This is a genomic window from Massilia phyllostachyos (genome assembly GCF_021044825.1).
GTDB classification, from domain to species: Bacteria; Pseudomonadota; Gammaproteobacteria; order Burkholderiales; family Burkholderiaceae_D; genus Telluria; species Telluria phyllostachyos.
The window spans coordinates 199,522-219,688 of record NZ_JAJNOC010000009.1 but is presented as its reverse complement, the minus strand read 5'-3'; the positions used below and the strand labels follow the sequence as shown (position 1 = coordinate 219,688).

Below are 20,167 nucleotides of genomic sequence, written 5' to 3'. Positions count from 1 at the left end.
GCGGTCAGAAAAGCGAACAATTCGTCGAAGCGCGGGCCTTGCATCGTCACTCCAGATGAGTTAACTCGACGATGCGTAAGACTTCGACAACGCGACTTGGTTCACCCAACGATCGCGAACACAGCCTAAAAAAAGGCCGGCGAGCGCCGGCCAAAGGGAAGAGACGATCGAAACCGAATCAGGCGCGCTTGCGGCGGCGGGTGACGGCCAGCAGGCCGAGGCCGAGGCCCAGCGTCGCGACGGTCGCCGGCTCCGGCACGTCGCCCGGCACGGCATCCAGACCATCGCTGGAAGCGAAGGTGGTATAGCCGCCGTCGCCGATCCTGAACTGGGCCTGCTGGAAGCCGTCGCAGCAGCCTTCCAGGCCGAAGATGGTCAGGGTGTGGTTGCCTGCGCCGAGGTTCAGCGTTGCGGCGAAGGTCTGGGTGGTGTTCGCGTAGTCGCCCGCCCACCACATATTGTTCGGATTGAAGGCGACCGCCACGCCATCCAGGAACATCGCGCCGCCGCGGTCGAAGTCGACGCCGCTGCGCAAGCTCCACGCACCAGCCTTGTCCGCCGACACGCCGAAGTCGATGGTCGACTTCCAGGCGAAATTCGCGCGCGCCCCGAATTGGTCGGCATTGGTGACCCAGCCGTAGTTGTCGATCGTCTTGCTGCCGTAGCCCGGGGTATTGGCCGTCGCCTGCAGCGCCAGCGCGGCGTCGACGACGTCGCGGTAGGCGTCGGCCGAAGCTTGCGGACCGGCGCTGCTGTAGCCGGTCTGCAGGGTGATGACGCTGGCGTCGGCGTGGATGGCGGCGCCGGCGAGCGCTAGCAGCGCGAAAGACCTGGCAAGGTTCATGATTTGCTCAATTTGAGTTTAACTGAACGTAAATATACCAGTTTCTGACGATTTATATTTCCTGGATTAAATTTGTTAATCATTTCTGTCAATTTAACGCAACAGCAACATTTCCTTACAGCTGACTAACCCCGCTTTACGGTATGGCAAAAGACAATGTCAATCTTCTTCTCTGAATCGTTGACCATGAAATTCCTGCCCTTCGCCTTCGCCGCCGCCCTGCTGTGCGCCCTCCCCGCCGCCAGGGCGATCCCGATTTCCGACTGGCGCGCGGAAGACCTCTTGATGCAGGCGCCGGAGATCCGCAAGGAACTGGCCCTGAACGAAAACCAGCGCCTGTTGTGGGAACAGAGCGAGCGCAAGACCCGCACCATCCTGCGCGCCCGCAAGGAGCGGCGCGAGGCGCTGGATGCGGCAGCGAAGGCGCTGGCGGCCGATGCGGCCGGCGACCTGCGCACCCTGAGCGCACCGCTCGACGCCGATGCGGCGGCCACCCAGTCCGAAGACCTGGCCCTGCGCGAAACCTGGCTGACGATGAACGACGCCCTCGACGACACCCAGCGCGCGAAACTGATGGCGCAGGTGCGCAGCACGCTGGAGCGCCAGCCGGGCGGGCCCGGCGGCGAGGGACGATCAGAGCGTGGCAGCCGGCCGGAAGGCGGCGGTGGACGCGGCCGCGGGCCGGGCGGTGGAGGTGGAATGCCGGGCGGTGGCGGTGCGTCGGGTGGAGGCGGAATCAGTCTCGGCGGGAGCCGCGGCGGATTCTGATCGCTACACGGGCTGACACGTCGGTACGAACTGGGGCCCCGGCCTGCGCCGGGGCGACGGTCTTCAGGCTGACAACATTGTCAGCCGGATGATCACTTCAGCCTGCAGGTCAGCGCCCAGCAGGAATCCCAGCGCCCGATCTTGATCTCGCGCACCGCAGTGCCGAGGCGCTTGCGCAGTGCGCTGTCGGTCGGATAGTTCTTCGGCAGCTCGTGGCGCTGGCCGTCGGCGTCGACGAACTGGGCCCAGGTATTGCCCTGGGCATCGGTGCGGGCGACCGTCGGACTCGCGCCCTCGACGTATTCGTCGTCGATCAGCACCAGCAGCGCATCCTTGCCGATGCGCGCGCGCAGGCCGGCCAGGAAGGCGTCCTGCTGCTCCTTCTTGAAATGCGACCACAGGAAACCGGCGAACACGGCCGTGATCTTGCCGCCCTCGGCGATGTCGAGCGGGATGTCGAGCGCGTCCACCACGCGGTAGCGCACGTTCTCCAGCTCCTCGCCATGCTCGCGCGCCACGTTCAGCATCGCTTCGCTGGCGTCGGTGGCGATCACCTGCGTGGCGGTCTCGGCGATCACGTCGGTGAAGTAGCCGGTGCCGCAGCCGAGTTCCAGCACCGTGTGGCCGCGCATCAGCTCGGAGACTTGTTCGGCGACGTCGTCGAGGTCGTCCTGGCGGTCTTCGTCGCTCTCGTCGTGGAATTGGGCGTCGTAGTGGTCCGCGATGGCGGTGTAGAAGTCGACGACAGGGTTGTTACTCATGGTCTTTCCTTGGTTCTTACAGTTCGTAGTTGTCGCCGCCGCGCATGGCCGACTCGACCATCTTGCGGTTCAGGGTCGGCGCCAGCAGTTCGATGAAGGTGTAGATATAGCTGCGCAGATAGGCGCCCTGCTTCACCGCCACCCGCGAGGTGTTCATGCCGAACAGCTGGCCCACGGGAATGGCGCGCAGGTTGCGGTCGCGTTCCGGGTCGAAGGCCATGCCGGCGATGATGCCCACCCCCATGCCCAGTTCGACATAGGTCTTGATGACGTCGGCGTCGATGGCTTCCAGCAGCACGTCCGGCTTCAGGTTGCGCAGGCCGAAGGCGTGATCGATCTTGCTGCGGCCGGCAAAGGCGGCATCATAGGTGATCACCGGGTAGGACGCGATCTCTTCCAGCGACACCGCCTTCGAGCGCGTCAGCCCATGGTCCGGCGGCACCACCAGCACGTGTTCCCACTGGTAGCACGGCAGCGTGATCAGCCCGTCCACCGACGCGATCGACTCGGTGGCGATGGCGAGATCGGCCTGGTCGTTCTTGACCATGTCGGCGATCTGCTTCGGATTGCCTTGCAGCAGGGACAGGCGCACTTTCGGGAACTTCTGCATGAAGGCCTGCACCACCTTCGGCAACATGTAGCGCGCCTGGGTGTGGGTGGTGGCGATGGTGAAGCTGCCGCTGTCGTGGGCCGCGTATTCCTTGCCGATCCGTTTCAGGCTGTCGATTTCCTGCATGATCAGCTCGACCGACTGCAGCACCAGGCGGCCCGGCTCGGTCAGCCCGCGGATGCGCTTGCCGTGGCGGGTGAAGATGTCCACGCCGAGCTCTTCCTCGAGTTCGATGATGGCTTTCGAGACCCCGGGCTGGGAAGTGAACAGCGCTTTGGCCGCGTCGGTCAGGTTGTAGTTCTGACGCACGGCTTCGCGCACGAAGCGCAGCTGGTGAAGATTCATGAAGGTTGGTCGGTTCTTGGTATGTTTTTGATAAAGGCGGCTGCAAACGACATTTTAAGATGCTTATTCGAGTTACGCATATAAGCAAATGAATTCTCCGTAGTTTGGAATATATAGCGGGACCCGTAAACTTGACCAAACATTTAACGGGTGGACAATGTTTGCCCCCATTGGACGAGACCATGTACCGCTACGACCACTACGACCATCTCATCGTGCGCGAACGCATTGCGCAGTACCGCAGCCAGGTGGAGCGCCGCCTGAACGGTGAGCTGCTGGAAGAAGAATTCCTGCCGCTGCGCCTGCAGAACGGCCTCTACATGCAGCGCCACGCCTACATGCTGCGCGTCGCCGTGCCTTATGGTTTGCTGGCGTCGAAGCAGATGCGCATGTTCGCCCATATCGCCCGTAAATATGACCGCGGCTATGGCCACTTCACCACGCGCCAGAACATCCAGTACAACTGGATCGAGCTGGAAGACACGCCGCAGATCCTGGAAGACCTGGCCTCGGTCGAGATGCACGCCATCCAAACCTCGGGCAATTGCATCCGCAACATCACCACCGACGAGTTCGCCGGCGTGGCGGCCGACGAGATCATCGATCCGCGCCCCTTCGCCGAGATCCTGCGCCAGTGGAGCACCTTCCACCCCGAATTCATCGCCCTGCCCCGTAAATTCAAGGTGGCGATCAACGGCGCCGTCGAAGACCGCGCCGCGATCGCGATCCACGACATCGGCCTGACCCTGGTCAAGAACGAAGCGGGCGAAGTCGGCTTCAAGTTCATGGCCGGCGGCGGCATGGGCCGCACCCCGATCCTCGGTTCCGTGATCCGCGACTTCCTGCCCTGGCAGCACCTGCTGACCTATACCGAAGCCGTGATGCGCGTGTACAACCAGCACGGCCGCCGCGACAACAAGTACAAGGCCCGCATCAAGATCCTGCTGAAAGCCGTCGGCGTCGAGGAATTCACGCGCCAGGTCGAAGAAGAGTGGCAAGACCTGAAGGATGGTCCGGAAACCCTGACCCAGGAAGAATTCGACCGCGTGGCCCAGTGGTTCCAGCCGCACGGCTATGCCCAGCTGGAAGATTCCGATCCGACCGCGGCGCATCCCGACAACCGCGCCTTCGCCAACTGGCTCAACCGCAACGTCAAGCCGCACAAGGTGCCGGGCTATGCGGCCGTCGTGCTGTCGCTGAAGAAAACCGGCGTGCCGCCGGGCGACGCGACCGCCGAGCAGATGGACTTCGTGGCGGACCTGGCCGACACCTACAGCTTCGGCGAACTGCGCGTGACCCACGAGCAGAACCTGGTGCTGGCCGACGTCGAGCAATCGACACTGTTCGAGCTGTGGCAGCTGGCCAAGGCCAGGGGCCTGGCGACGCCCAACATCGGCCTGCTGACCGACATCATTTCCTGCCCGGGCGGCGACTTCTGCTCGCTGGCGAATGCGAAGTCGATCCCGATCGCGGCCGCGATCGCCGAGCGCTTCGACAACCTCGACTTCCAGCACGATATCGGCGAGATCGAACTGAACATCTCGGGCTGCATCAACGCCTGCGGCCACCACCACGTGGGCGCGATCGGCATCCTCGGGGTCGACAAGGACGGCAGCGAATGGTACCAGGTGTCGATCGGCGGCTCGCAGGGCATCAATGCCGCGATCGGCAAGATCATCGGCCCGTCGTTCTCGGCGCAGCAGATGCCGGAAGTGGTCGGCCGCCTGCTCGAGGTCTATGTGCGCGAGCGCTTCGAAGGCGAGCGTTTCGTCGACACCGCGCAGCGCCTGGGCGTGGCGCCGTTCAAGGAATATGTGTATGCCACGCCGATTCCGGCGGGCGAACTGGTTGGAGAAGACCACTATGCTTAATTCGCACAAGCAGATTATCAAACACCGCGAAGTGGTCGACGATGACTGGAGCGTGCTGCGCCTCGACGAAGGCCAGACGCCGGAAGCCGTTGAAGTCCCGGAAGGCAAGATCATTGTCCCCCTGACCGTGTGGCAAGCACAGCGCGAGAACCTGTCGCGGCGCGCCGCCGTCGGCGTCTGGCTGGCGCCGGACGAGCAGGCTGCCGCCATCAAGGACGACTTGCCGCGTTTCGGCGTGGTCGCTGTCGACTTCCCGAAGTTCTCGGACGGCCGCGGCTATTCCACCGCCTTCAACCTGCGCAAGCGCCTGGCCTATACCGGCGAGCTGCGCGCCATCGGCGACGTCCTGCGCGACCAGCTGTGGCCGCTGTCGCGCGTCGGTTTCGACGCCTTCGCCACCCGCCAGGACCGCAGCATCCACGACGCCCTCAAGGGCTTGACCGTGTTCTCGGAGACCTACCAGGCGTCGGTCGACCAGCCGCTGCCGCTGTTCCGCCGCGCCCCGCGCGGCACGCCGCCGGAACTCAACGACGTCGGCGCAGGCATCTGAGGATTCACGACATGAGCGATCTGCACCACCGCGTCGAGGAGACGGGAGCCATCCTGGCGCGCATCGCCCGCGATCATTCGCCCGCCGTGTTCGCCTCCAGCCTGGCGGCCGAGGACATGGTCCTGACCGACCTGATCCTGAAAGCGCAGCTGCCGATCGGCATCTTTTCGCTGGAGACCGGCCGCCTGCACGCCGAGACCCTCGACATGCTGGACCGGGTGCGCGACACCTACGGCTACGAGATCGCCCTGTTCCGTCCGCAGCCGGAAGCGGTGGAAACCTATGTCGCGCAGAATGGACTGAACGCCTTCTACGACAGCGTCGACATGCGCAAGGAATGCTGCCGCATCCGCAAGGTCGAGCCTCTGGGCCGCGCCCTGAGCGGCAAGGCGGCCTGGATCACCGGCCAGCGCCGTTCCCAGTCGAGCACCCGCGCCGAGCTGGCCGTGCAGGAAGACGATGCGGCCCACGGCATGCAGAAGTTCAATCCCCTGGCCGACTGGTCGGAAGAGAACGTCTGGGAATACCTGCGCAGCAACAATGTGCCCTACAATGCCCTCCATGATCGCGGCTACCCCTCGATCGGCTGCGAACCCTGCACCCGCGCGGTCCAGCCGGGCGAGGACGTGCGCGCCGGACGCTGGTGGTGGGAAAATCCGGAATCGAAGGAATGCGGCCTGCACGTGGTCGATGGCAAACTTATTCGCATTAAATCCGTAGCGGCCTGAGCCGCTGCAACTGGCAAAACACTATGACGACCTACCTCGACAATCCGGCCGTGCTCACGGACGTGAATGCGCGCCACCTCGACGCCCTCGAATCCGAGGCCATCCACATCCTGCGCGAGGTGGCGGCCGAATGCAGCAACCCTGCCCTGCTGTTCTCGGGCGGCAAGGATTCGGTCGTGCTGCTGCGCCTGGCCGAGAAGGCCTTCCGTCCGGGTAAATTCCCTTTCCCCCTGGTGCACATCGACACCGGCCACAACTTCGACGAAGTGATCGCCTTCCGCGATGCGCGCGTGGCGGAGCTGGGCGAGCGCCTGATCGTCGGCTCGGTCGAGGAGTCGATCCGGCGCGGCACCGTGCGCCTGCGTCATCCGCAGACGGATTCGCGCAACGCGGCCCAGGCCGTGACCCTGCTGGAAACCATCGCCGAACACGGTTTCGACGCCTGCATCGGCGGCGCCCGCCGCGACGAGGAAAAGGCGCGCGCCAAGGAGCGCATCTTCTCCTTCCGCGACGAATTCGGCCAGTGGGACCCGAAGGCCCAGCGTCCGGAACTGTGGGACCTGTATAACACCCGCGTCCACCCGGGCGAGAACATGCGCGTGTTTCCGATCTCGAACTGGACCGAACTCGACGTCTGGCAGTACATTGCCCGCGAAAAGCTGGCCCTGCCCTCGATCTATTTTGCGCACGAGCGCGAGGTGATTCCGCGTAACGGCCTGCTGGTGCCGCTGACGCCCCTGACCCCGGCGCGCGAAGGCGAAACGGTCGAAACCCGCACCGTGCGCTTCCGTACCGTGGGCGACATCTCCTGCACCTGCCCGGTGGCCTCGACGGCCAGCACCGTGGACAACATCATCGCCGAAACCGCCGTCACCGAAGTGACCGAGCGCGGCGCGACCCGGATGGACGACCAGACCTCGGAAGCGTCGATGGAAAAACGCAAGAAGCAAGGATATTTCTGATGAACGCGATGACTGACAATCTCAATCAACGAGGCCTGCTGCGCTTCATCACCGCCGGCTCCGTCGACGACGGCAAGAGCACCCTGATCGGCCGCCTGCTGTTCGACAGCAAGGGCATCTTCGCCGACCAGCTGGCCGCCGTCTCGCGCTCCAAGCACAAGCGCACCGTGGGCGACACCATCGACCTGTCGCTGCTGACCGACGGCCTCGAAGCCGAGCGCGAACAGGGCATCACCATCGACGTCGCCTACCGCTACTTCGCCACCCCGAAGCGCAAGTTCATCATCGCCGACACCCCGGGCCACGAGCAGTACACCCGCAATATGGTGACCGGCGCCTCGACCGCCGACGCCGTGATCATCCTGGTGGATGTCTCGAAGGTGAAGCTCGGTGACGATGGGTCGGTGACCCTGCTGACCCAGACCAAGCGCCACTCGACCATCGCCAAGCTGCTGCAGATCGAGCACGTGATCGTCGCCGTCAACAAGATGGACCTGGTGAACTACGACCGCACCGTCTACGAGCGCATCGTCGGCGCTTACCAGGAGTTTGCCCAGTCGCTGGGCCTGAAGGACGTCACCGCGATCCCGCTGTCGGCACTCAGTGGCGACAACGTGGTCGAGCGCTCAGAAAAAATGGCCTGGTACGAAGGCCCGACCCTGATCGAGCTGCTGGAAGCTTTGTCCGTCTACGACGAATCGCACGCCGCGCCGTTCCGCTTCCCGGTGCAGCTGGTAGCGCGCCACAATGGCCACGAGGCGAACGACTTCCGCGGCTACATGGGCCGCATCGAATCGGGCCGTGTGGCGGTTGGCGATAAGCTCATCGTGCAGCCTTCGGGCCAGACCGCGACCGTCAAGGACATCGTGACCTTCGACGGCTCGCTGCAGTCCGCGTCCGCCGGCCAGTCGATCACGCTGCTGCTGAACGAATACCTGGACATCTCGCGCGGCGACCTGCTGGCCAGCAGCGAGCAACCGGCGACCCAGCTCAAGCAGGTCGTGGCCGACGTGTGCTGGATGTCGGACGAGCCGCTCGACGCGCGCCGCAAGTACTGGATCAAGCACGGCACCCGCCAGACCGCCGCGAAGATCAAGAGCGTCGACAGCATCCTGGACGTCAACACCCAGCAGCGTCATGCCGCCGAAGGCCTCAAGCTGAACGACATCGCGACCGTGCAGCTCACCGTGCAGCAGCCGCTGGCGGCCGACGCCTATGCCGACAACCGCGCCACCGGGGCCTTCATCCTGATCGACGAAGTCACCCACCAGACCGTCGCCGCGGGTATGATCCGCCTGGATCACTGAGCGAAGGAGTCGTATGGCGGGGCTGGGCAAAGTCTATCTGGTAGGAGCCGGGCCCGGCGCCGCCGACCTCATCACCGTGCGCGGCGCGCGCCTGTTGGCGCAGGCCGAGGTCGTGCTCTATGACGCCCTGGTCACGCCCGAAATGCTGGCGCTGTGCGGCCAGGCCGAACTGATCTCGGTCGGCAAGCGCTCCGGCCAGCGCTCGGTCGCACAAGACCTCATCAATCAACAACTGGTCGACTGCGCACACAAGTACGCGCTCGTCGTGCGCCTCAAAGGCGGCGACCCGATGCTGTTCGGCCGCGCCGACGAGGAGTTGCGCGCGCTGGAAGCGGCCGGGATCGAGGTCGAGATCGTCCCCGGCATCACCACCGCGGTCGCCGCCGCGGCCGCGACCCGGCAGCCGCTCACCAAGCGCGGCGTCGCCCGCAGCGTCTCTTTCTTCACCTCCAGCACCGCCCCCGAACACTCGATCGAGGAAGTCGCCCTGCCCCACACCGACACCCTGATCCAGTACATGGGCGGGCGCGAAGCCATCGCCACCGCCGCGCGCCTGCTTGCCCAGGGACGCCGGCGGGACATGCCGGTGGTCGTCATCGAGAACTGCAGCCGCCCGGACCAGCGCGTGCTGCGCCTCGACCTGGGCCGCCTCGCGCACGGGCTGGAAGCGGCGCACGGGCCGGTGCTGGTGATGATCGGCGAAGCGCTGCGCATGCGCGAACACCAGCCGCCCGATACCACACTGTAGGCTGGTTCCGCGGACCTCGCCGCGTCACCCTGCGGGATCAGCCATACGGCGTGAAGTCGATGCCGTGCTGGATCTGGCCGATCACCTGGGCCTGGTTTTCCGGGCTTTCGCTGAAATAGGCCAGCAGGTCGCCGCGCGAGAAGCCCTTGTCCATCGCCGTCATCCAGAAGTTGAAGCCGTCGGTCTCGGGCGCACGGTGCAGGGTGTTCTGGTACAGCAGCGTGACGAACTCCGCATTGCTGGTATGGGTGCCGTAGAGGCGCTGGAATTCGGCGTTGGTGGTGAAGCTCGGCGCGATCTGCTCCAGGCTCAGGCCGTTGTCCAGCATCTTGATCCAGAAGCCCAGGCCCTGCAGGTCCGGGGTGCGGTCGTAGGCCGCCGTGTACAGGCGATAGGCCTTGCCCGCGTTGCCGTCGATGTCGAGCGCCACGCTGACGTCGGAAAACGCCAGGCGCTCCACGTTCACCAGGCTGTCGGTGCCGCCCGCGCCGGTGCGGTCGACCACGGTGGCGGCCGCGCCGCTGCGCGTGATCGCATACATGCTCTTGCTCATGTCGTAGGACACCGTGTCGATGCCGCCCAGGCCGTCGATCTTCTGGTTGCCGGCCGCCGAGGTGAACAGGTTGACGCCATCGCTGCCGCGCAGTTCGGGCAGGTTGGACGAACCGCCGCCGCTGCTCGTGCCGGGGGTGGACGGGGTCGGCGTCGGGGTCGGCGTAGGCGTCGGGGTCGGCGTCGGTGCGGGCGTGCTCACGCTCGGCGTCTCGGCCGGCGCGGCGCTGCCGGCCAGCACGCGCGCTTCGACGTAGGCGCTGCCGTCGGCCTGGGTGTCGAGCCAGGCGCTGGCGAAGCCGCCGCCCGCCAGCGCGGTCACGGCCACGTGCGACTGGTCGCCTTGCCGGTATTCGTTGATCGCGAACTCGCGCACGTCGCGCGCGGCGCCGCCGGCGTCGAAGCGGCGGCCGAACACGCCGTTGCCGTCGAAGTCGCCGGACTGCGATTCCCAGGTGACCACGAAGCCGCCGTCGGACAGCGCGCTGACGTGGGCGTCGTAGCGGCCGCTGCCGGCGTCGACGTTGGCCTGGGTCATGGCGCCGACACGGTTGCCGGCTGCGTCGAACAACTGGAAGAAGATGTCGCTGCTGGCATAGCCCCAGGGCGAGTTGGCGTAGCTGTCCCAGGCCACCACGAAGCCGCCGCCGGCGAGCGCGGTGACGTTGGCCAGCGGGGCCGCGGTGGCCAGGGTGGCGGCCAGGCCGTCGCCGCTGACGACGATCGGCGCGCCGCCGTTCAGGGCGGCGTAGACGTTGCCGTCGCCAAGTTCCCCCCAGCTCACCACGTAGCCGCCGTTGACGGCCGCCAGGCTCGGGCTGAAGGCGCTGCCGAGGCTGCCGTAGACCTGCTCGCCGCCGACCAGGTTGCCGGCCGCGTCCGCCGTGCGCACGTGGATCTGGCCGCCGACGCGCCAGGCAAACGCGAAGCCGCCGTTCTGCAGCGCCACCACGTCCGGCATGCCGGTGTCGCCGCCGGCGCCGACCACCACTTCCGCGCCGAGGTTGCCCGACGCGTCGGTGATCCTATAACTCACACGCGGGGTGCCCCAGGCATCGCTGGCATACGCCACCACGGCGCGGCCGTTGGCGAGCGCCGCCACCGCCGGGCTGGATTCCGGCACGCCGTCGCCGGCGGCGGTGACCGGGAACACGCCGGTCGCCGCGTTGCCGTTGGCATTGCGCACCTGGGCCTGGATGGCGCCGTCGCGCGACTCCCACACGGCCAGGAACTGGCCGGTCGAGAGCGTGGCCAGTTCCGGGCTGGCGCCGCGCGCCGCCGTGCCGAGGCCGAGGTCGGCGCCGAAGCCGGCCAGGTCGCGGGTCGTGCCGGCTTCCACGTTATAGATCAGGGTGTCGGCGTAGCCGCTGCCGGCGCGCGGATTGCCGGCGGCGTCGAGCTGGTTCTTGTCGTAGTAGTGGACGGTCACCGTGGCGGCGCTGCCGACCGCGGGCAGCAGCGCCGCATTGTTCAGGATCAGGCGCGCCGATTCGTCGACGGCCGGGTTGTAGGCGATCGAGAACAGGCCGGGGACGGACTGGGCGTCGATGATCCAGCGGCCGCCGCTCAAGGGGCCGGTGTCGACGGCGGTGAGCGTGGCGGCGACGGCGCCGTTTTGCAGGGTGGTCAAGAGGGTGTCGCGGTCGTCGACGATGCCGACCGGTGCGTAGTCGAGAATGCTCATGGGGGTATCCTGGAATTGCGGGCCGCGCAGAACGCGCTAGCTGAACAATATCCATGATGCCGTACGGCAATCTGACTTTAAAGAGGGAAACTAAATTCCGTGTGGAAATATCGTGCGGATGCAACGGAAGGTTGTCGCGTTTGCCAAGGCTGTTAGCGCCTTGGCAGCGTCATTCTGGACAGCCTGACAAGGATGTGTCAGGACAGGCTGCGTACGCAGTAGTCGGCCATCGCGGCCTGCACCGCCGGGTCTTCGCCGATCGGGCCGGCGACGTGCAGCCGCACACCGGGATGCGCCGCGCGGATCTGTTCGGCGAGCAGCGGCAGGTCGCGCAGCAGGTGGCCGCCCTGCCCCAGGAATACCGGCACCACCGTGATGTCGGCGGCGCCATCCGCGACTTGCGCGGCCACTGCTTCCGGCAGGCGCGGCTCCATCAGTTCGAGGAAGGCGAGCGTGACCGGCGTGCCGGGCAATTGCGCACGCAACCCGTCGCGCAGGCGCTCGAAGGGCGCGGCCCAGCTGGCGGCGCGGGCGCCGTGGGCGAACAGGATCAGGGAACGCTTCATCAATGCCGCTCCACCCACCACAGCGCCCCCAGGGCCAGCAGCGAGAACAGCATGCTGGGCGCGGCCGCGGTGAAGAAGGCCGGCAGCGCCGTCAGCACGCCCAGGTGCGAGAACAGGGCGTTCAGCAGCAGGAAGCTGACGCCGATCATGATGCCAACAAAAATCTTCAGGCTGACGCCGCCGCTGCGGGTGTGCAGGTAGGCGAAGGGCAGCGCCAGCGCCATCAGGACCAGGATCGACAGCGGGTCGATGATCTTCTTCCAGAACGCCACCTTGAAGCGGTCGGTCTCCTGCCGGTTCTCGGCCAGGTGGCGGGTGTAGACGGCGAGTTCGTTGGCCGACATGCGCTCCGGGTCCGAGCGCGACACCGACAGGATCTTGGGCGTGATCTCGGACGCCAGTTCGAGCGAGTCGAGCTTGCGGGTGCTGACGGCGGCGGTCTCCTGGCCGAAGGCGGCTTCGATGCTCTGCCCTTGCGGACGCGGCGTGCCCGGGGCCGGCAGCGCGCGGCTGTTGCTGAACTGGGTTTCGCTGACGCCGGTCAGGCGCCAGGTGTTGTTGCCCTGGTAGCTGCCGCCGCTGGCGGTGATCAGGGCGCGCATGCGCATGTTGGCGTCGAATTCGTAGAGGCGCACGTCGACCAGCTGGCCGTCCGGGCGGATCTGGCGCACGTTGAAGAAGCGGGTGCCGATCACCGGCCCCTTGACGCCCTCGGTGTGGATGCTGTCCTTGGTCCACATTCCCGAGCGGAATTCGGCGGACAGGGTGGACCCCTTGGCGGCCAGGCGCACGCGCTCGGCCAGCGGCGCGGTGCGCGGCGTGATCAGTTCGCCGAACACGAAGGCGACCAGCACGAACAGGATGCCGACCTTGAACACCATCGATGCGGCCTGGCGCGTCGACATCGAGGACGCGCGCATGATGGTGAATTCCGAGCTCGATGCGAACTGGGCCATCGTATAGATGGTGCCGATCAGGGCCGCCACCGGCATCACCTGGTAGACATTGCCCGGCATCTGGAGCAGCACGTACATGACGGCATTCTGGAAGTCGTAGCCGCCCTTGCCCACCGAGGGCAGCTCGCCGCTCAGGTCCATGAAGGAAATCAGGCCGAGGAAGGCGACGGCGACGAAGGCCACCGACTGGATGATGTTGACCGCGAAATAGCGTTGCAGGATAGTCATTGTGCTTCCACCTTGGCCGGCGCCGCAGTTGCGTGCTGCACGATGCGCTTGCGCTTCCAGGCATTGATCAGGACCAGCGGATGCCAGCGGTGGTTGACGTTCAGGCGCCAGGCGAACAGGCCCAGCACCGCCAGCGCCGCCAGCAGGTGCAGCGGCCACCACGCCACCGCGAACTCCAGCTTGCCGCGCTGGACGCTCTTTTCCAGCAGCTTGGTCAGGTTGTTATAGGTGAAGAAGATCAGGAGCGCCAGGATCATGTTGGCCGAGCTGCCCGCGCGCGGGTTCACGAAGCCGAGCGGGATCGCCAGCAGCATCAGCACCAGGCAGACGATCGGCTGCGAGATGCGCGACAGCAGTTCGGCGCGGGTGTACTGGTTCTCGACCGCCAGCAGACTGGAGGTCGGCAGCGCGTTGATCGGGGTGTCGGCGCCCAGCACCGGTACGCGGGTAGCGACCCGCATGCTGTAGCGCTCGAATTCCATCGACTGGAAATCGGCCTGGCCCGGCGTGCCCTGGTAGCGGCGGCCGTTGGTCAGCACCAGGTACTGGCCGCCCTTGGCGTCGGTCTCGATCACGCCCTCTTTCGCGACCACGATGGAGTTGCGGTTGCCGTCGTTGGAATTGACGAACACGTTCTGCACCACGGTGGCGCCGGCGGTCGAGCGCTCGACGAAGAACACGCGGTCGGCGGACGAGGATTCTCGGAACTGGCCGGGGGCCACCCTTTTCAGGTCTTCGCGCTTCTGGAAGCGCTCGACGAATTCGGTGCGCTTCATCGCGGCCCACGGCGTCACGCCCAGTGCCAGCACGGCGACCAGCGCCATGATCGGCAGGCCGAAGGTGAGCACGGGACGGATCCAGCGCCGCAGCGACATGCCGCTGGCGAACCAGACGACCATTTCGGAATCGCGGTAGCTGCGCGTGACCACGGCCAGCACCGCGATGAAGGTGGTGAGGGTGAGGATGGTCGGCAGGTAGCTCAGGATGGCGAAGCCGATCAGGGCCAGCACGTCGCCTGAGGCGACCTTGCCGCCGGCGGCGCTGCCAAGCACGCGGATCAGGGTCCAGGTGACCAGGACGGTGAACAGCACCGTAAAGGTGGCGCCGGCCGAACTGGCCAATTCACGTTGCAGGGCGCGTCGAAATATCATTCAATAAATAGCTATAATTGCTGGTTAAGAGCACGCGCCCATAAAGCCTGCGCGCTCCAAAAATCACCGAACCGGAGAATCAAAAATGGACTTTAGCATAAAAGCATTCGACACCAAGAACACCCTCGCCGCTGCGAAAGCAGGGGTCGTGGCGGTCGCCGTGTTCGAGAACAAGAAGCTGTCGCAAGCCGCCCAGGCGCTCGACGCCGGCGGCGAGATCGCCGCGGCGGTCAAGTCCGGCGACATCAGTGGCAAGGCCGGTTCGACCCTGCTGCTGCGCGGCGTTGGCGGCGTCGCTGCGGCGCGCGTGCTGCTGGTCGGCATGGGCGCGGACACCCAGATCCTTGAAAAGAGCTTCACCACCGCGGTCGGCGCGGCGCTGAAAGTGTTCGGCACCCTGGGCAGCCAGGATGCCATTATCGCATTCCCGCTGGTGGATGTGAAAGACCGCGACGTCAACTGGGCGGTGCGCGCTCTTGTGATCGCGGCCAACGAGACCGAGCACCGTACTGATACGCAGAAGAGCAAGAAGGACCCTGCCGCCGCCGGCGTGCGCAAGATCGTGATCGCGGCGGACGCGGCGAATGCCGCTACCGCGCTCAAGGGCACGCTGGCGCAGGCCGTCGCCATCTCGAACGGCATGCAGCTGACCAAGGAACTGGGCAACCTGTCGCCGAACGTCTGCACCCCGACCTACCTGGCCAACACCGCGCGCCAGCTGGCCGACGAATTCGGCTTCGAGATCGAAGTGCTGGAGCGCAAGCAGCTCGAAGCGCTGAAGATGGGCAGCTTGCTGTCGGTCGCCAAGGGCAGCGACGAGGCGCCGAAGTTCATCGTCCTGAAGCACATGGGTGGCAGCAAGAAGGATGCGCCGACCGTCCTGGTCGGCAAGGGCATCACCTTCGACACCGGCGGCATCTCGCTCAAACCCGGTCCGGGCATGGACGAGATGAAGTACGACATGTGCGGCGCCGGCTCGGTGCTGGGCACCTTCCGCGCGCTGGGCGAACTCAAGCCGAAGATCAACGTGATCGGCATCGTGGCCGCCTGCGAGAACATGCCGTCGGGCCGCGCCTCCAAGCCGGGCGACATCGTGACCTCGATGAACGGCCTCACCATCGAGATCCTGAACACCGACGCCGAAGGCCGCCTGATCCTGTGCGACGCCCTCACCTACGCCGAGCGCTTCAAGCCGGCCGCCGTGGTCGACATCGCCACCCTGACCGGCGCCTGCATCGTGGCCCTCGGCCACCATACCAGCGGCCTGTTCGCGCGCCATGACGAAGCCTCGGACGGCCTGGTCCAGGAACTGCTGGACGCCGGCAAGCAGACCGGCGACGTCGCCTGGCGCTTCCCGCTGGGCGAGAACTACAACGAGCAGCTGAAGTCGAACTTCGCGGACCTGGCCAATATCGGCACCCCGGGCGCGGCCTCGATCACCGCGGCCTGCTTCCTGGAGAACTTCACGCGCAAGTACACCTGGGCGCACCTGGATATCGCGGGGACTGCGTGGAAATCGGGCGCTTCGAAGGGGGCGACGGGGCGCCCGGTGCCGCTGTTGACCACCTTCCTGCTGAATCGTGTGTGAAATAAAATTTCACGGATGAGCACTTGGTGAAATATTCTTTCACCAAGGAAAACAGCCCCGCTTGCGGGGCTGTTTTGTTTGTATGTGGCGGCGGAACGAACTTGGGTTCCGGCCTTCGCCGGAAGTCGTAGGCGCCAGCGGCGCGTACGACGTGCTGAAGAACATGGCCAAAGGTTGCGACCGACAATTCACATAGCTGTGAGAGCGTCGTCCCGGCGCAGGCCGGGACCCAAGTTTGCACGCTCATCAATGAACGCCTCAAAACACCGGCGCCCGCACCCTCTCTTCCAGCGCCAGCTGCTCCTTCGACTTCACCGCCTCCAGCAACACCGTATAGTTCACCGGATACCCATACCCCGCCCCCGAATGCCGATCCACCAGCTGCCCCAGCCCCGCACTGATCACGACATTGCCCATCAGGCTGGACGTATCCGCCCGCGCCCCCAGCGTCTCGCGCGCCACCGCCAGCCCGTCCTTCTTGCAGCTGACGGTGAGCGGCTCGGTGCTCCGTGTGACGGTGACGCGGTTCGGCAGGACGGTGAACCAGCGGCCCTTGTCGTTGCTGAGCACGCAGCCGACGCCGGCGACTTCCTGGTAGTCGAGCACGGCATGCAGCTCGAGCTGCTGCTGGGGAGAATCGGAGATGGTCGCGCAGCCGCCGAGGAGCAGCGGCGCGGCAAGGGACAAGGAAAGGGAAAAACGACGCAACATGGAACCCGCCAGAAAAGACATCATGCCCTATTTACGGCAGGCAAGAAGAATGCTGAAGGGTCAGGTGTCGAGAAGCGAGAAACGCGGCGTCGCGACGCCGTCCACGGTGACGGTCTCGAAAAAGGCGGCGCGGGGCCGCACCCAGACGACGCCGTCCCGGCCGCGGTAGACCATCACGGGCGTGTGGTCCGCTTCCAGCACGGCTTCGCAGACCAGCTCGTAGACGCCGCCCTTGTAGTGGCGGTAGCGCAGCGGTGCGGCCACCTCAGGCCTTGGCGTCGGCCGTTTCCTTCTGTTTCTTTTTCAGGCCCTGGATGACCTTGAGCACGCCTTCCATGCCGGCGGCTTCGTCCAGTTCGCTGAAGGCGTCCAGGACTTCGTTCAGCACGCGGTTGCGGACCGCGGCTTCGTCCTGGGTGACTGGGCCGGACGCGGCCTCGGCGTCCTTGGCGAACTTCGACGGCGCGTCGGCGGCGGTCTTGGCGCCGTGCGTCAGGGCGGCCTGCCAGATCACCCAGCGGCGCTGGGTTTCATAGACGAGGTACTCCTCCGGCTTGTCTTCGCGGCGGCGGGTGATGTGGCCTTCGCGCTGGGCCCACGCTTCGAATGCAGTGCGCATTTCAGTCCTTTGTCAATCGGCGTCCGGTTGCATGTTCTAATGAAATGACACTGCAACAATGTCTCTCAATATAACATTTCAAACTCTTCCAACCGCCCGCACGATTGCGCGAGCGTCCAGGTCGATCCGAACTAATGTTCAATCTGCAAATAGTACAACGTTAGTTGCATCAACGCAATTACTGTATTCCCATACAGAAACACTGTGAAATGCTCCGCCGCTAGTTTAATGCTTTTACGAATGCTTTTACAGCCCCATTCACATCAAACTGTCAGATTTCTTTAGTATTCTATTAAGTTATTCTACCATAGCAAATTGCTTGGTACGCAAGGTTATAGGCTTCCGAACAACAATCGCCATGCACCAGGCATCAATACAAAGGTCACATCCGGCGATTTTATTCGGCATACATATATTGCTGCTGGTTCAGGATGCCATTTCCCTGTCCGGCCCGGCGCCGGACCGGTTATGATGCCGCCTTTGCCACCTTGCATCCCCGACCATGCAGATCGCCACCTGGAACGTCAACTCGCTGAAAGTCCGTCTCCCCCACCTGCTGACCTGGTTGGAAGCCAACCCGGTGGACGTGCTCTGCATCCAGGAAACCAAGCTCACCGACGACAAGTTCCCGGTGGCGGAACTCGCAGCGGCGGGATACCAGGTGGCCTTTACCGGCCAGAAGACGTACAACGGCGTCGCCATCCTGTCGAAACACCCGATCGAGGACGTCCAGAAAGGCAATCCGCACTTCGCCGACGAGCAGCAGCGCCTGATCGCGGCCACCATTCAAGGCATGCGCATCATCTGCGCCTATATCGTGAACGGCCAGGAAATCGGCAGCGACAAGTTCGCCTACAAGATGGCCTGGCTCGACGGCCTGCGCACCTGGCTGATCGAGGAAATGCGGGTTCACCCGCGCCTGGCCCTGCTGGGCGACTACAACATCGCGCCGGAAGCGCGCGACGTGCACGATCCGGCTGAATGGGAACACCACATCCACTTCACGCCGCCGGAGCGCGAGGCGATGCAGGGGCTGATGGACCTGGGGCTGCAAGATGCATTCCGCCTGTTCGAACAGCCGGAGAAGCAGTACAGCTGGTGGGACTACCGCCAGATGGCCTTCCGCCGCAACCGCGGCCTGCGCATCGACCACATCCTGCTCACCAGGGAGCTGGCGCAGAAGTGCACCGCCTGCCACATCGACCGCGAGACCCGCAAGTGGGAACAGCCGTCGGACCACGCGCCGGTGGTCGCGACGCTGGGCGACTGAGTCAGGGACGCAGGCGCGCGAGCAGCGCGTCGATGGCCTGGCGGCGGTCGAGCGGGCTGTCCGGCAGCACGATGTCCGGATGCACCAGCGCCGGCTCGCGGCTGCCCGAGGGACGGTCGAGCACGAAGCGCGGGATCGTGATTTCCAGTCCCGTATTCGGCAGCTTGACGTTCACCACGCCGCCGGTCTGGCGCGTGCGCGCATAGCCGCCGGCGCCCACCAGTTTGGCGAAGCCGAAGTCCTGCATCACATTGCTGAACAGGACCGCCGAGGAATAGGTCAGGCGCCCGACCAGCACATAAGTCTTGCCGGTGAACCGCAGCGGATTCTCAAGCTGCGGCGCGACCCAGGCGTCGCCGAAGCCGTGCACCACGTCGCCCACCTGTTCCGTTCCGCTGGCCCGTCCCGCGATCACCTTCTTGATGTAGCTGGAGCCGTTGCGGGCCGGCTTGTCGGCCACGTAGGGCAGGATGCCGAACTTCCATGGATCGTCGTCACCGCCGGTGTTCTCCCGGTTATCGATGATCAGGGTCGTGACACCAGCGTCGCGGATCTTCGTGAACGCGTCTTTCGTGAAGTCGTAGAAGGCCTGGCGGTCAGGCCACAGGAAGGTGTTGACGGTGAGGAGCGCCGCCTTGCCCGGCAGGAGTTCGAAGCCGAAGGCCCGCGCAAAGCCCGGCTCGTTGTCCGCCACCGACGCCGGCAGCCTGGCGCTGCCCGCCACCCGCAGCGTCCTGCCGTTGGCGAGCGTGAATGCGTACTGCGCCGGCGCCCCATGCGTCTTCCAGTAATACAGCCACATACGGCGCGACAGCAGATTCGCCCGCAGGGCCGGCGTATCGCCCGCCATCAAGCCGAGCAGCTCGTGCGCCACCTGCGCGGTGGGCACGCCATCGATGCGTGCGATGCGCATGCCGGCCAGCTTGCTGGCGCCGCCGCCCAGTTCAGCGCGGATGATCATGTCGCCGTTCGCGCCGACCTGCACCTCGAAGGGAAACAGGACGCCTCCGCCAGCCACGTGCGCGCGGGCGGCGGCCTTCCAGTCGGGCTGGGTGACGAACATGTGGGCGTCGGCGAACAGCGGATTCAAGGTGGCGAGCGTGCGCCAGGCCGCGTCGCGCTCCATTGGCTGGCGGAACCGTTCTTCGATCCGCTCGTAGGCCAGGCGCAGGGTCTCGCGGCTGACGAACAGGCCGGGCTCGGGGTGGATGCGCTCGATCTCGGCGCGCATGAAGCGCAGGTCGGCCTGCAGCGCTTCGGGAGCGATCGGCGCGTCCGCCGCGGTAGCGGGAGGGATGAGCAGGCAGGCGGCAAGGACAAAGGTGTTCAGGATGGAACGCACCATGCG

The 20,167-nt window shown here is 65.5% G+C and carries 20 protein-coding genes; 9 read left to right on the top strand and 11 right to left on the bottom strand.

The window, feature by feature from the left end:
• Window positions 1-178: 178 nt before the first annotated feature.
• Complete coding sequence (locus tag LQ564_RS21950; protein WP_231060235.1) at window positions 179-844, bottom strand: CCXG family PEP-CTERM protein; 666 nt, start codon at window positions 842-844, stop codon at window positions 179-181.
• Between the two features lie 186 nt (window positions 845-1,030).
• Between LQ564_RS21950 and LQ564_RS21945 the strand changes: the two genes are divergently transcribed.
• Window positions 1,031-1,612, top strand: coding sequence for a hypothetical protein (locus LQ564_RS21945; RefSeq protein ID WP_231060234.1), 582 nt, complete (start codon window positions 1,031-1,033; stop codon window positions 1,610-1,612).
• Window positions 1,613-1,704: 92 nt separating this feature from the next.
• Here LQ564_RS21945 and LQ564_RS21940 read toward each other — a convergent pair whose 3' ends face one another.
• Together LQ564_RS21940 and LQ564_RS21935 are read right to left on the bottom strand one after the other, a co-directional pair.
• Window positions 1,705-2,373 (bottom strand): class I SAM-dependent methyltransferase, encoded by a 669-nt coding sequence (locus LQ564_RS21940; RefSeq protein ID WP_231060233.1) that lies wholly within the window; start codon window positions 2,371-2,373, stop codon window positions 1,705-1,707.
• A 16-nt stretch (window positions 2,374-2,389) separates the two neighbouring features.
• The gene (locus tag LQ564_RS21935; RefSeq protein WP_231060232.1) at window positions 2,390-3,328 is read right to left on the bottom strand and encodes a CysB family HTH-type transcriptional regulator; all 939 of its coding nucleotides are present in this window, start codon (window positions 3,326-3,328) and stop codon (window positions 2,390-2,392) included.
• 182 nt (window positions 3,329-3,510) lie between these two features.
• Here LQ564_RS21935 and LQ564_RS21930 point away from each other — a divergent pair, with 182 nt between their 5' ends.
• From LQ564_RS21930 to cobA, 6 genes are read left to right on the top strand one after another with little or no spacing between them, the layout of a single operon-like run.
• Complete coding sequence (locus LQ564_RS21930; protein WP_231060244.1) at window positions 3,511-5,199, top strand: nitrite/sulfite reductase; 1,689 nt, start codon at window positions 3,511-3,513, stop codon at window positions 5,197-5,199.
• On the top strand, window positions 5,192-5,749 hold the full coding sequence (locus LQ564_RS21925) for a DUF934 domain-containing protein (protein WP_231060231.1): 558 nt from the start codon (window positions 5,192-5,194) through the stop codon (window positions 5,747-5,749). The genes LQ564_RS21930 and LQ564_RS21925 overlap by 8 nt, the downstream gene beginning before the upstream one ends.
• A gap of 11 nt (window positions 5,750-5,760) precedes the next feature.
• A complete protein-coding gene (locus tag LQ564_RS21920; RefSeq protein WP_231060230.1) occupies window positions 5,761-6,477 on the top strand; it encodes a phosphoadenylyl-sulfate reductase in 717 nt (238 codons plus the stop codon).
• A gap of 23 nt (window positions 6,478-6,500) precedes the next feature.
• Window positions 6,501-7,439, top strand: a complete 939-nt coding sequence (gene cysD / locus LQ564_RS21915) for a sulfate adenylyltransferase subunit CysD (protein ID WP_231060229.1) — start codon at window positions 6,501-6,503, stop codon at window positions 7,437-7,439.
• On the top strand, window positions 7,439-8,746 hold the full coding sequence (locus LQ564_RS21910; protein WP_231060228.1) for a sulfate adenylyltransferase subunit 1: 1,308 nt from the start codon (window positions 7,439-7,441) through the stop codon (window positions 8,744-8,746). The genes cysD and LQ564_RS21910 overlap by 1 nt, the downstream gene beginning before the upstream one ends.
• Window positions 8,747-8,759: 13 nt before the next feature.
• Window positions 8,760-9,494, top strand: coding sequence for a uroporphyrinogen-III C-methyltransferase (gene cobA, locus LQ564_RS21905; protein ID WP_231060227.1), 735 nt, complete (start codon window positions 8,760-8,762; stop codon window positions 9,492-9,494).
• A 37-nt stretch (window positions 9,495-9,531) separates the two neighbouring features.
• On the opposite strand, the gene LQ564_RS21900 is transcribed toward cobA, so the two are convergent.
• The 4 genes from LQ564_RS21900 to lptF form a co-directional block, all read right to left on the bottom strand.
• Window positions 9,532-11,730 carry a DUF4214 domain-containing protein gene (locus LQ564_RS21900; RefSeq protein WP_231060226.1) on the bottom strand — a complete coding sequence of 733 codons (2,199 nt, stop codon included), beginning with the start codon at window positions 11,728-11,730 and terminating at the stop codon, window positions 9,532-9,534.
• A gap of 197 nt (window positions 11,731-11,927) precedes the next feature.
• Window positions 11,928-12,296 carry a sirohydrochlorin chelatase gene (locus LQ564_RS21895; RefSeq protein WP_231060225.1) on the bottom strand — a complete coding sequence of 123 codons (369 nt, stop codon included), beginning with the start codon at window positions 12,294-12,296 and terminating at the stop codon, window positions 11,928-11,930.
• The gene (gene lptG, locus LQ564_RS21890; RefSeq protein WP_231060224.1) at window positions 12,296-13,480 is read right to left on the bottom strand and encodes an LPS export ABC transporter permease LptG; all 1,185 of its coding nucleotides are present in this window, start codon (window positions 13,478-13,480) and stop codon (window positions 12,296-12,298) included. Before lptG ends, LQ564_RS21895 begins: the two co-directional genes overlap by 1 nt.
• Window positions 13,477-14,631, bottom strand: coding sequence for an LPS export ABC transporter permease LptF (gene lptF, locus LQ564_RS21885; RefSeq protein WP_231060223.1), 1,155 nt, complete (start codon window positions 14,629-14,631; stop codon window positions 13,477-13,479). Before lptF ends, lptG begins: the two co-directional genes overlap by 4 nt.
• A gap of 85 nt (window positions 14,632-14,716) precedes the next feature.
• On the opposite strand from lptF, the gene LQ564_RS21880 reads away from it, so the two are divergent.
• Window positions 14,717-16,219 carry a leucyl aminopeptidase gene (locus LQ564_RS21880; protein ID WP_231060222.1) on the top strand — a complete coding sequence of 501 codons (1,503 nt, stop codon included), beginning with the start codon at window positions 14,717-14,719 and terminating at the stop codon, window positions 16,217-16,219.
• Window positions 16,220-16,477: 258 nt separating this feature from the next.
• Here LQ564_RS21880 and LQ564_RS21875 read toward each other — a convergent pair whose 3' ends face one another.
• The 3 genes from LQ564_RS21875 to LQ564_RS21865 are packed head-to-tail and all read right to left on the bottom strand — an operon-like array spanning window position 16,478 to window position 17,549.
• Complete coding sequence (locus tag LQ564_RS21875; protein ID WP_231060221.1) at window positions 16,478-16,930, bottom strand: hypothetical protein; 453 nt, start codon at window positions 16,928-16,930, stop codon at window positions 16,478-16,480.
• A gap of 60 nt (window positions 16,931-16,990) precedes the next feature.
• Window positions 16,991-17,194 carry a DUF1653 domain-containing protein gene (locus LQ564_RS21870; RefSeq protein ID WP_231060220.1) on the bottom strand — a complete coding sequence of 68 codons (204 nt, stop codon included), beginning with the start codon at window positions 17,192-17,194 and terminating at the stop codon, window positions 16,991-16,993.
• Window position 17,195: 1 nt separating this feature from the next.
• On the bottom strand, window positions 17,196-17,549 hold the full coding sequence (locus tag LQ564_RS21865; protein WP_231060219.1) for a phiTE_015 family protein: 354 nt from the start codon (window positions 17,547-17,549) through the stop codon (window positions 17,196-17,198).
• Between the two features lie 502 nt (window positions 17,550-18,051).
• On the opposite strand from LQ564_RS21865, the gene xth reads away from it, so the two are divergent.
• A complete protein-coding gene (gene xth / locus LQ564_RS21860; protein WP_231060218.1) occupies window positions 18,052-18,819 on the top strand; it encodes an exodeoxyribonuclease III in 768 nt (255 codons plus the stop codon).
• A 1-nt stretch (window position 18,820) separates the two neighbouring features.
• Here xth and LQ564_RS21855 read toward each other — a convergent pair whose 3' ends face one another.
• Window positions 18,821-20,164, bottom strand: coding sequence for a S41 family peptidase (locus tag LQ564_RS21855; protein ID WP_231060217.1), 1,344 nt, complete (start codon window positions 20,162-20,164; stop codon window positions 18,821-18,823).
• Between the last annotated feature and the right edge of the window lie 3 nt (window positions 20,165-20,167).

What these genes read in the sequence shown, in the direction of transcription:
- lptG (WP_231060224.1), bottom strand. Translation starts at nt 13,480, where the DNA reads ATGACTATCCTGCAACGCTATTTCGCGGTCAACATCATCCAGTCGGTG.
- LQ564_RS21930 (WP_231060244.1), top strand. Translation starts at nt 3,511, where the DNA reads ATGTACCGCTACGACCACTACGACCATCTCATCGTGCGCGAACGCATT.
- xth (WP_231060218.1), top strand. Translation starts at nt 18,052, where the DNA reads ATGCAGATCGCCACCTGGAACGTCAACTCGCTGAAAGTCCGTCTCCCC.
- LQ564_RS21935 (WP_231060232.1), bottom strand. Translation starts at nt 3,328, where the DNA reads ATGAATCTTCACCAGCTGCGCTTCGTGCGCGAAGCCGTGCGTCAGAAC.
- cysD (WP_231060229.1), top strand. Translation starts at nt 6,501, where the DNA reads ATGACGACCTACCTCGACAATCCGGCCGTGCTCACGGACGTGAATGCG.
- LQ564_RS21855 (WP_231060217.1), bottom strand. Translation starts at nt 20,164, where the DNA reads ATGGTGCGTTCCATCCTGAACACCTTTGTCCTTGCCGCCTGCCTGCTC.
- LQ564_RS21865 (WP_231060219.1), bottom strand. Translation starts at nt 17,549, where the DNA reads ATGCGCACTGCATTCGAAGCGTGGGCCCAGCGCGAAGGCCACATCACC.
- LQ564_RS21940 (WP_231060233.1), bottom strand. Translation starts at nt 2,373, where the DNA reads ATGAGTAACAACCCTGTCGTCGACTTCTACACCGCCATCGCGGACCAC.
- LQ564_RS21895 (WP_231060225.1), bottom strand. Translation starts at nt 12,296, where the DNA reads ATGAAGCGTTCCCTGATCCTGTTCGCCCACGGCGCCCGCGCCGCCAGC.
- LQ564_RS21910 (WP_231060228.1), top strand. Translation starts at nt 7,439, where the DNA reads ATGAACGCGATGACTGACAATCTCAATCAACGAGGCCTGCTGCGCTTC.
- LQ564_RS21945 (WP_231060234.1), top strand. Translation starts at nt 1,031, where the DNA reads ATGAAATTCCTGCCCTTCGCCTTCGCCGCCGCCCTGCTGTGCGCCCTC.
- LQ564_RS21880 (WP_231060222.1), top strand. Translation starts at nt 14,717, where the DNA reads ATGGACTTTAGCATAAAAGCATTCGACACCAAGAACACCCTCGCCGCT.
- cobA (WP_231060227.1), top strand. Translation starts at nt 8,760, where the DNA reads ATGGCGGGGCTGGGCAAAGTCTATCTGGTAGGAGCCGGGCCCGGCGCC.
- LQ564_RS21900 (WP_231060226.1), bottom strand. Translation starts at nt 11,730, where the DNA reads ATGAGCATTCTCGACTACGCACCGGTCGGCATCGTCGACGACCGCGAC.
- LQ564_RS21925 (WP_231060231.1), top strand. Translation starts at nt 5,192, where the DNA reads ATGCTTAATTCGCACAAGCAGATTATCAAACACCGCGAAGTGGTCGAC.
- LQ564_RS21920 (WP_231060230.1), top strand. Translation starts at nt 5,761, where the DNA reads ATGAGCGATCTGCACCACCGCGTCGAGGAGACGGGAGCCATCCTGGCG.
- LQ564_RS21875 (WP_231060221.1), bottom strand. Translation starts at nt 16,930, where the DNA reads ATGTTGCGTCGTTTTTCCCTTTCCTTGTCCCTTGCCGCGCCGCTGCTC.
- LQ564_RS21950 (WP_231060235.1), bottom strand. Translation starts at nt 844, where the DNA reads ATGAACCTTGCCAGGTCTTTCGCGCTGCTAGCGCTCGCCGGCGCCGCC.
- lptF (WP_231060223.1), bottom strand. Translation starts at nt 14,631, where the DNA reads ATGATATTTCGACGCGCCCTGCAACGTGAATTGGCCAGTTCGGCCGGC.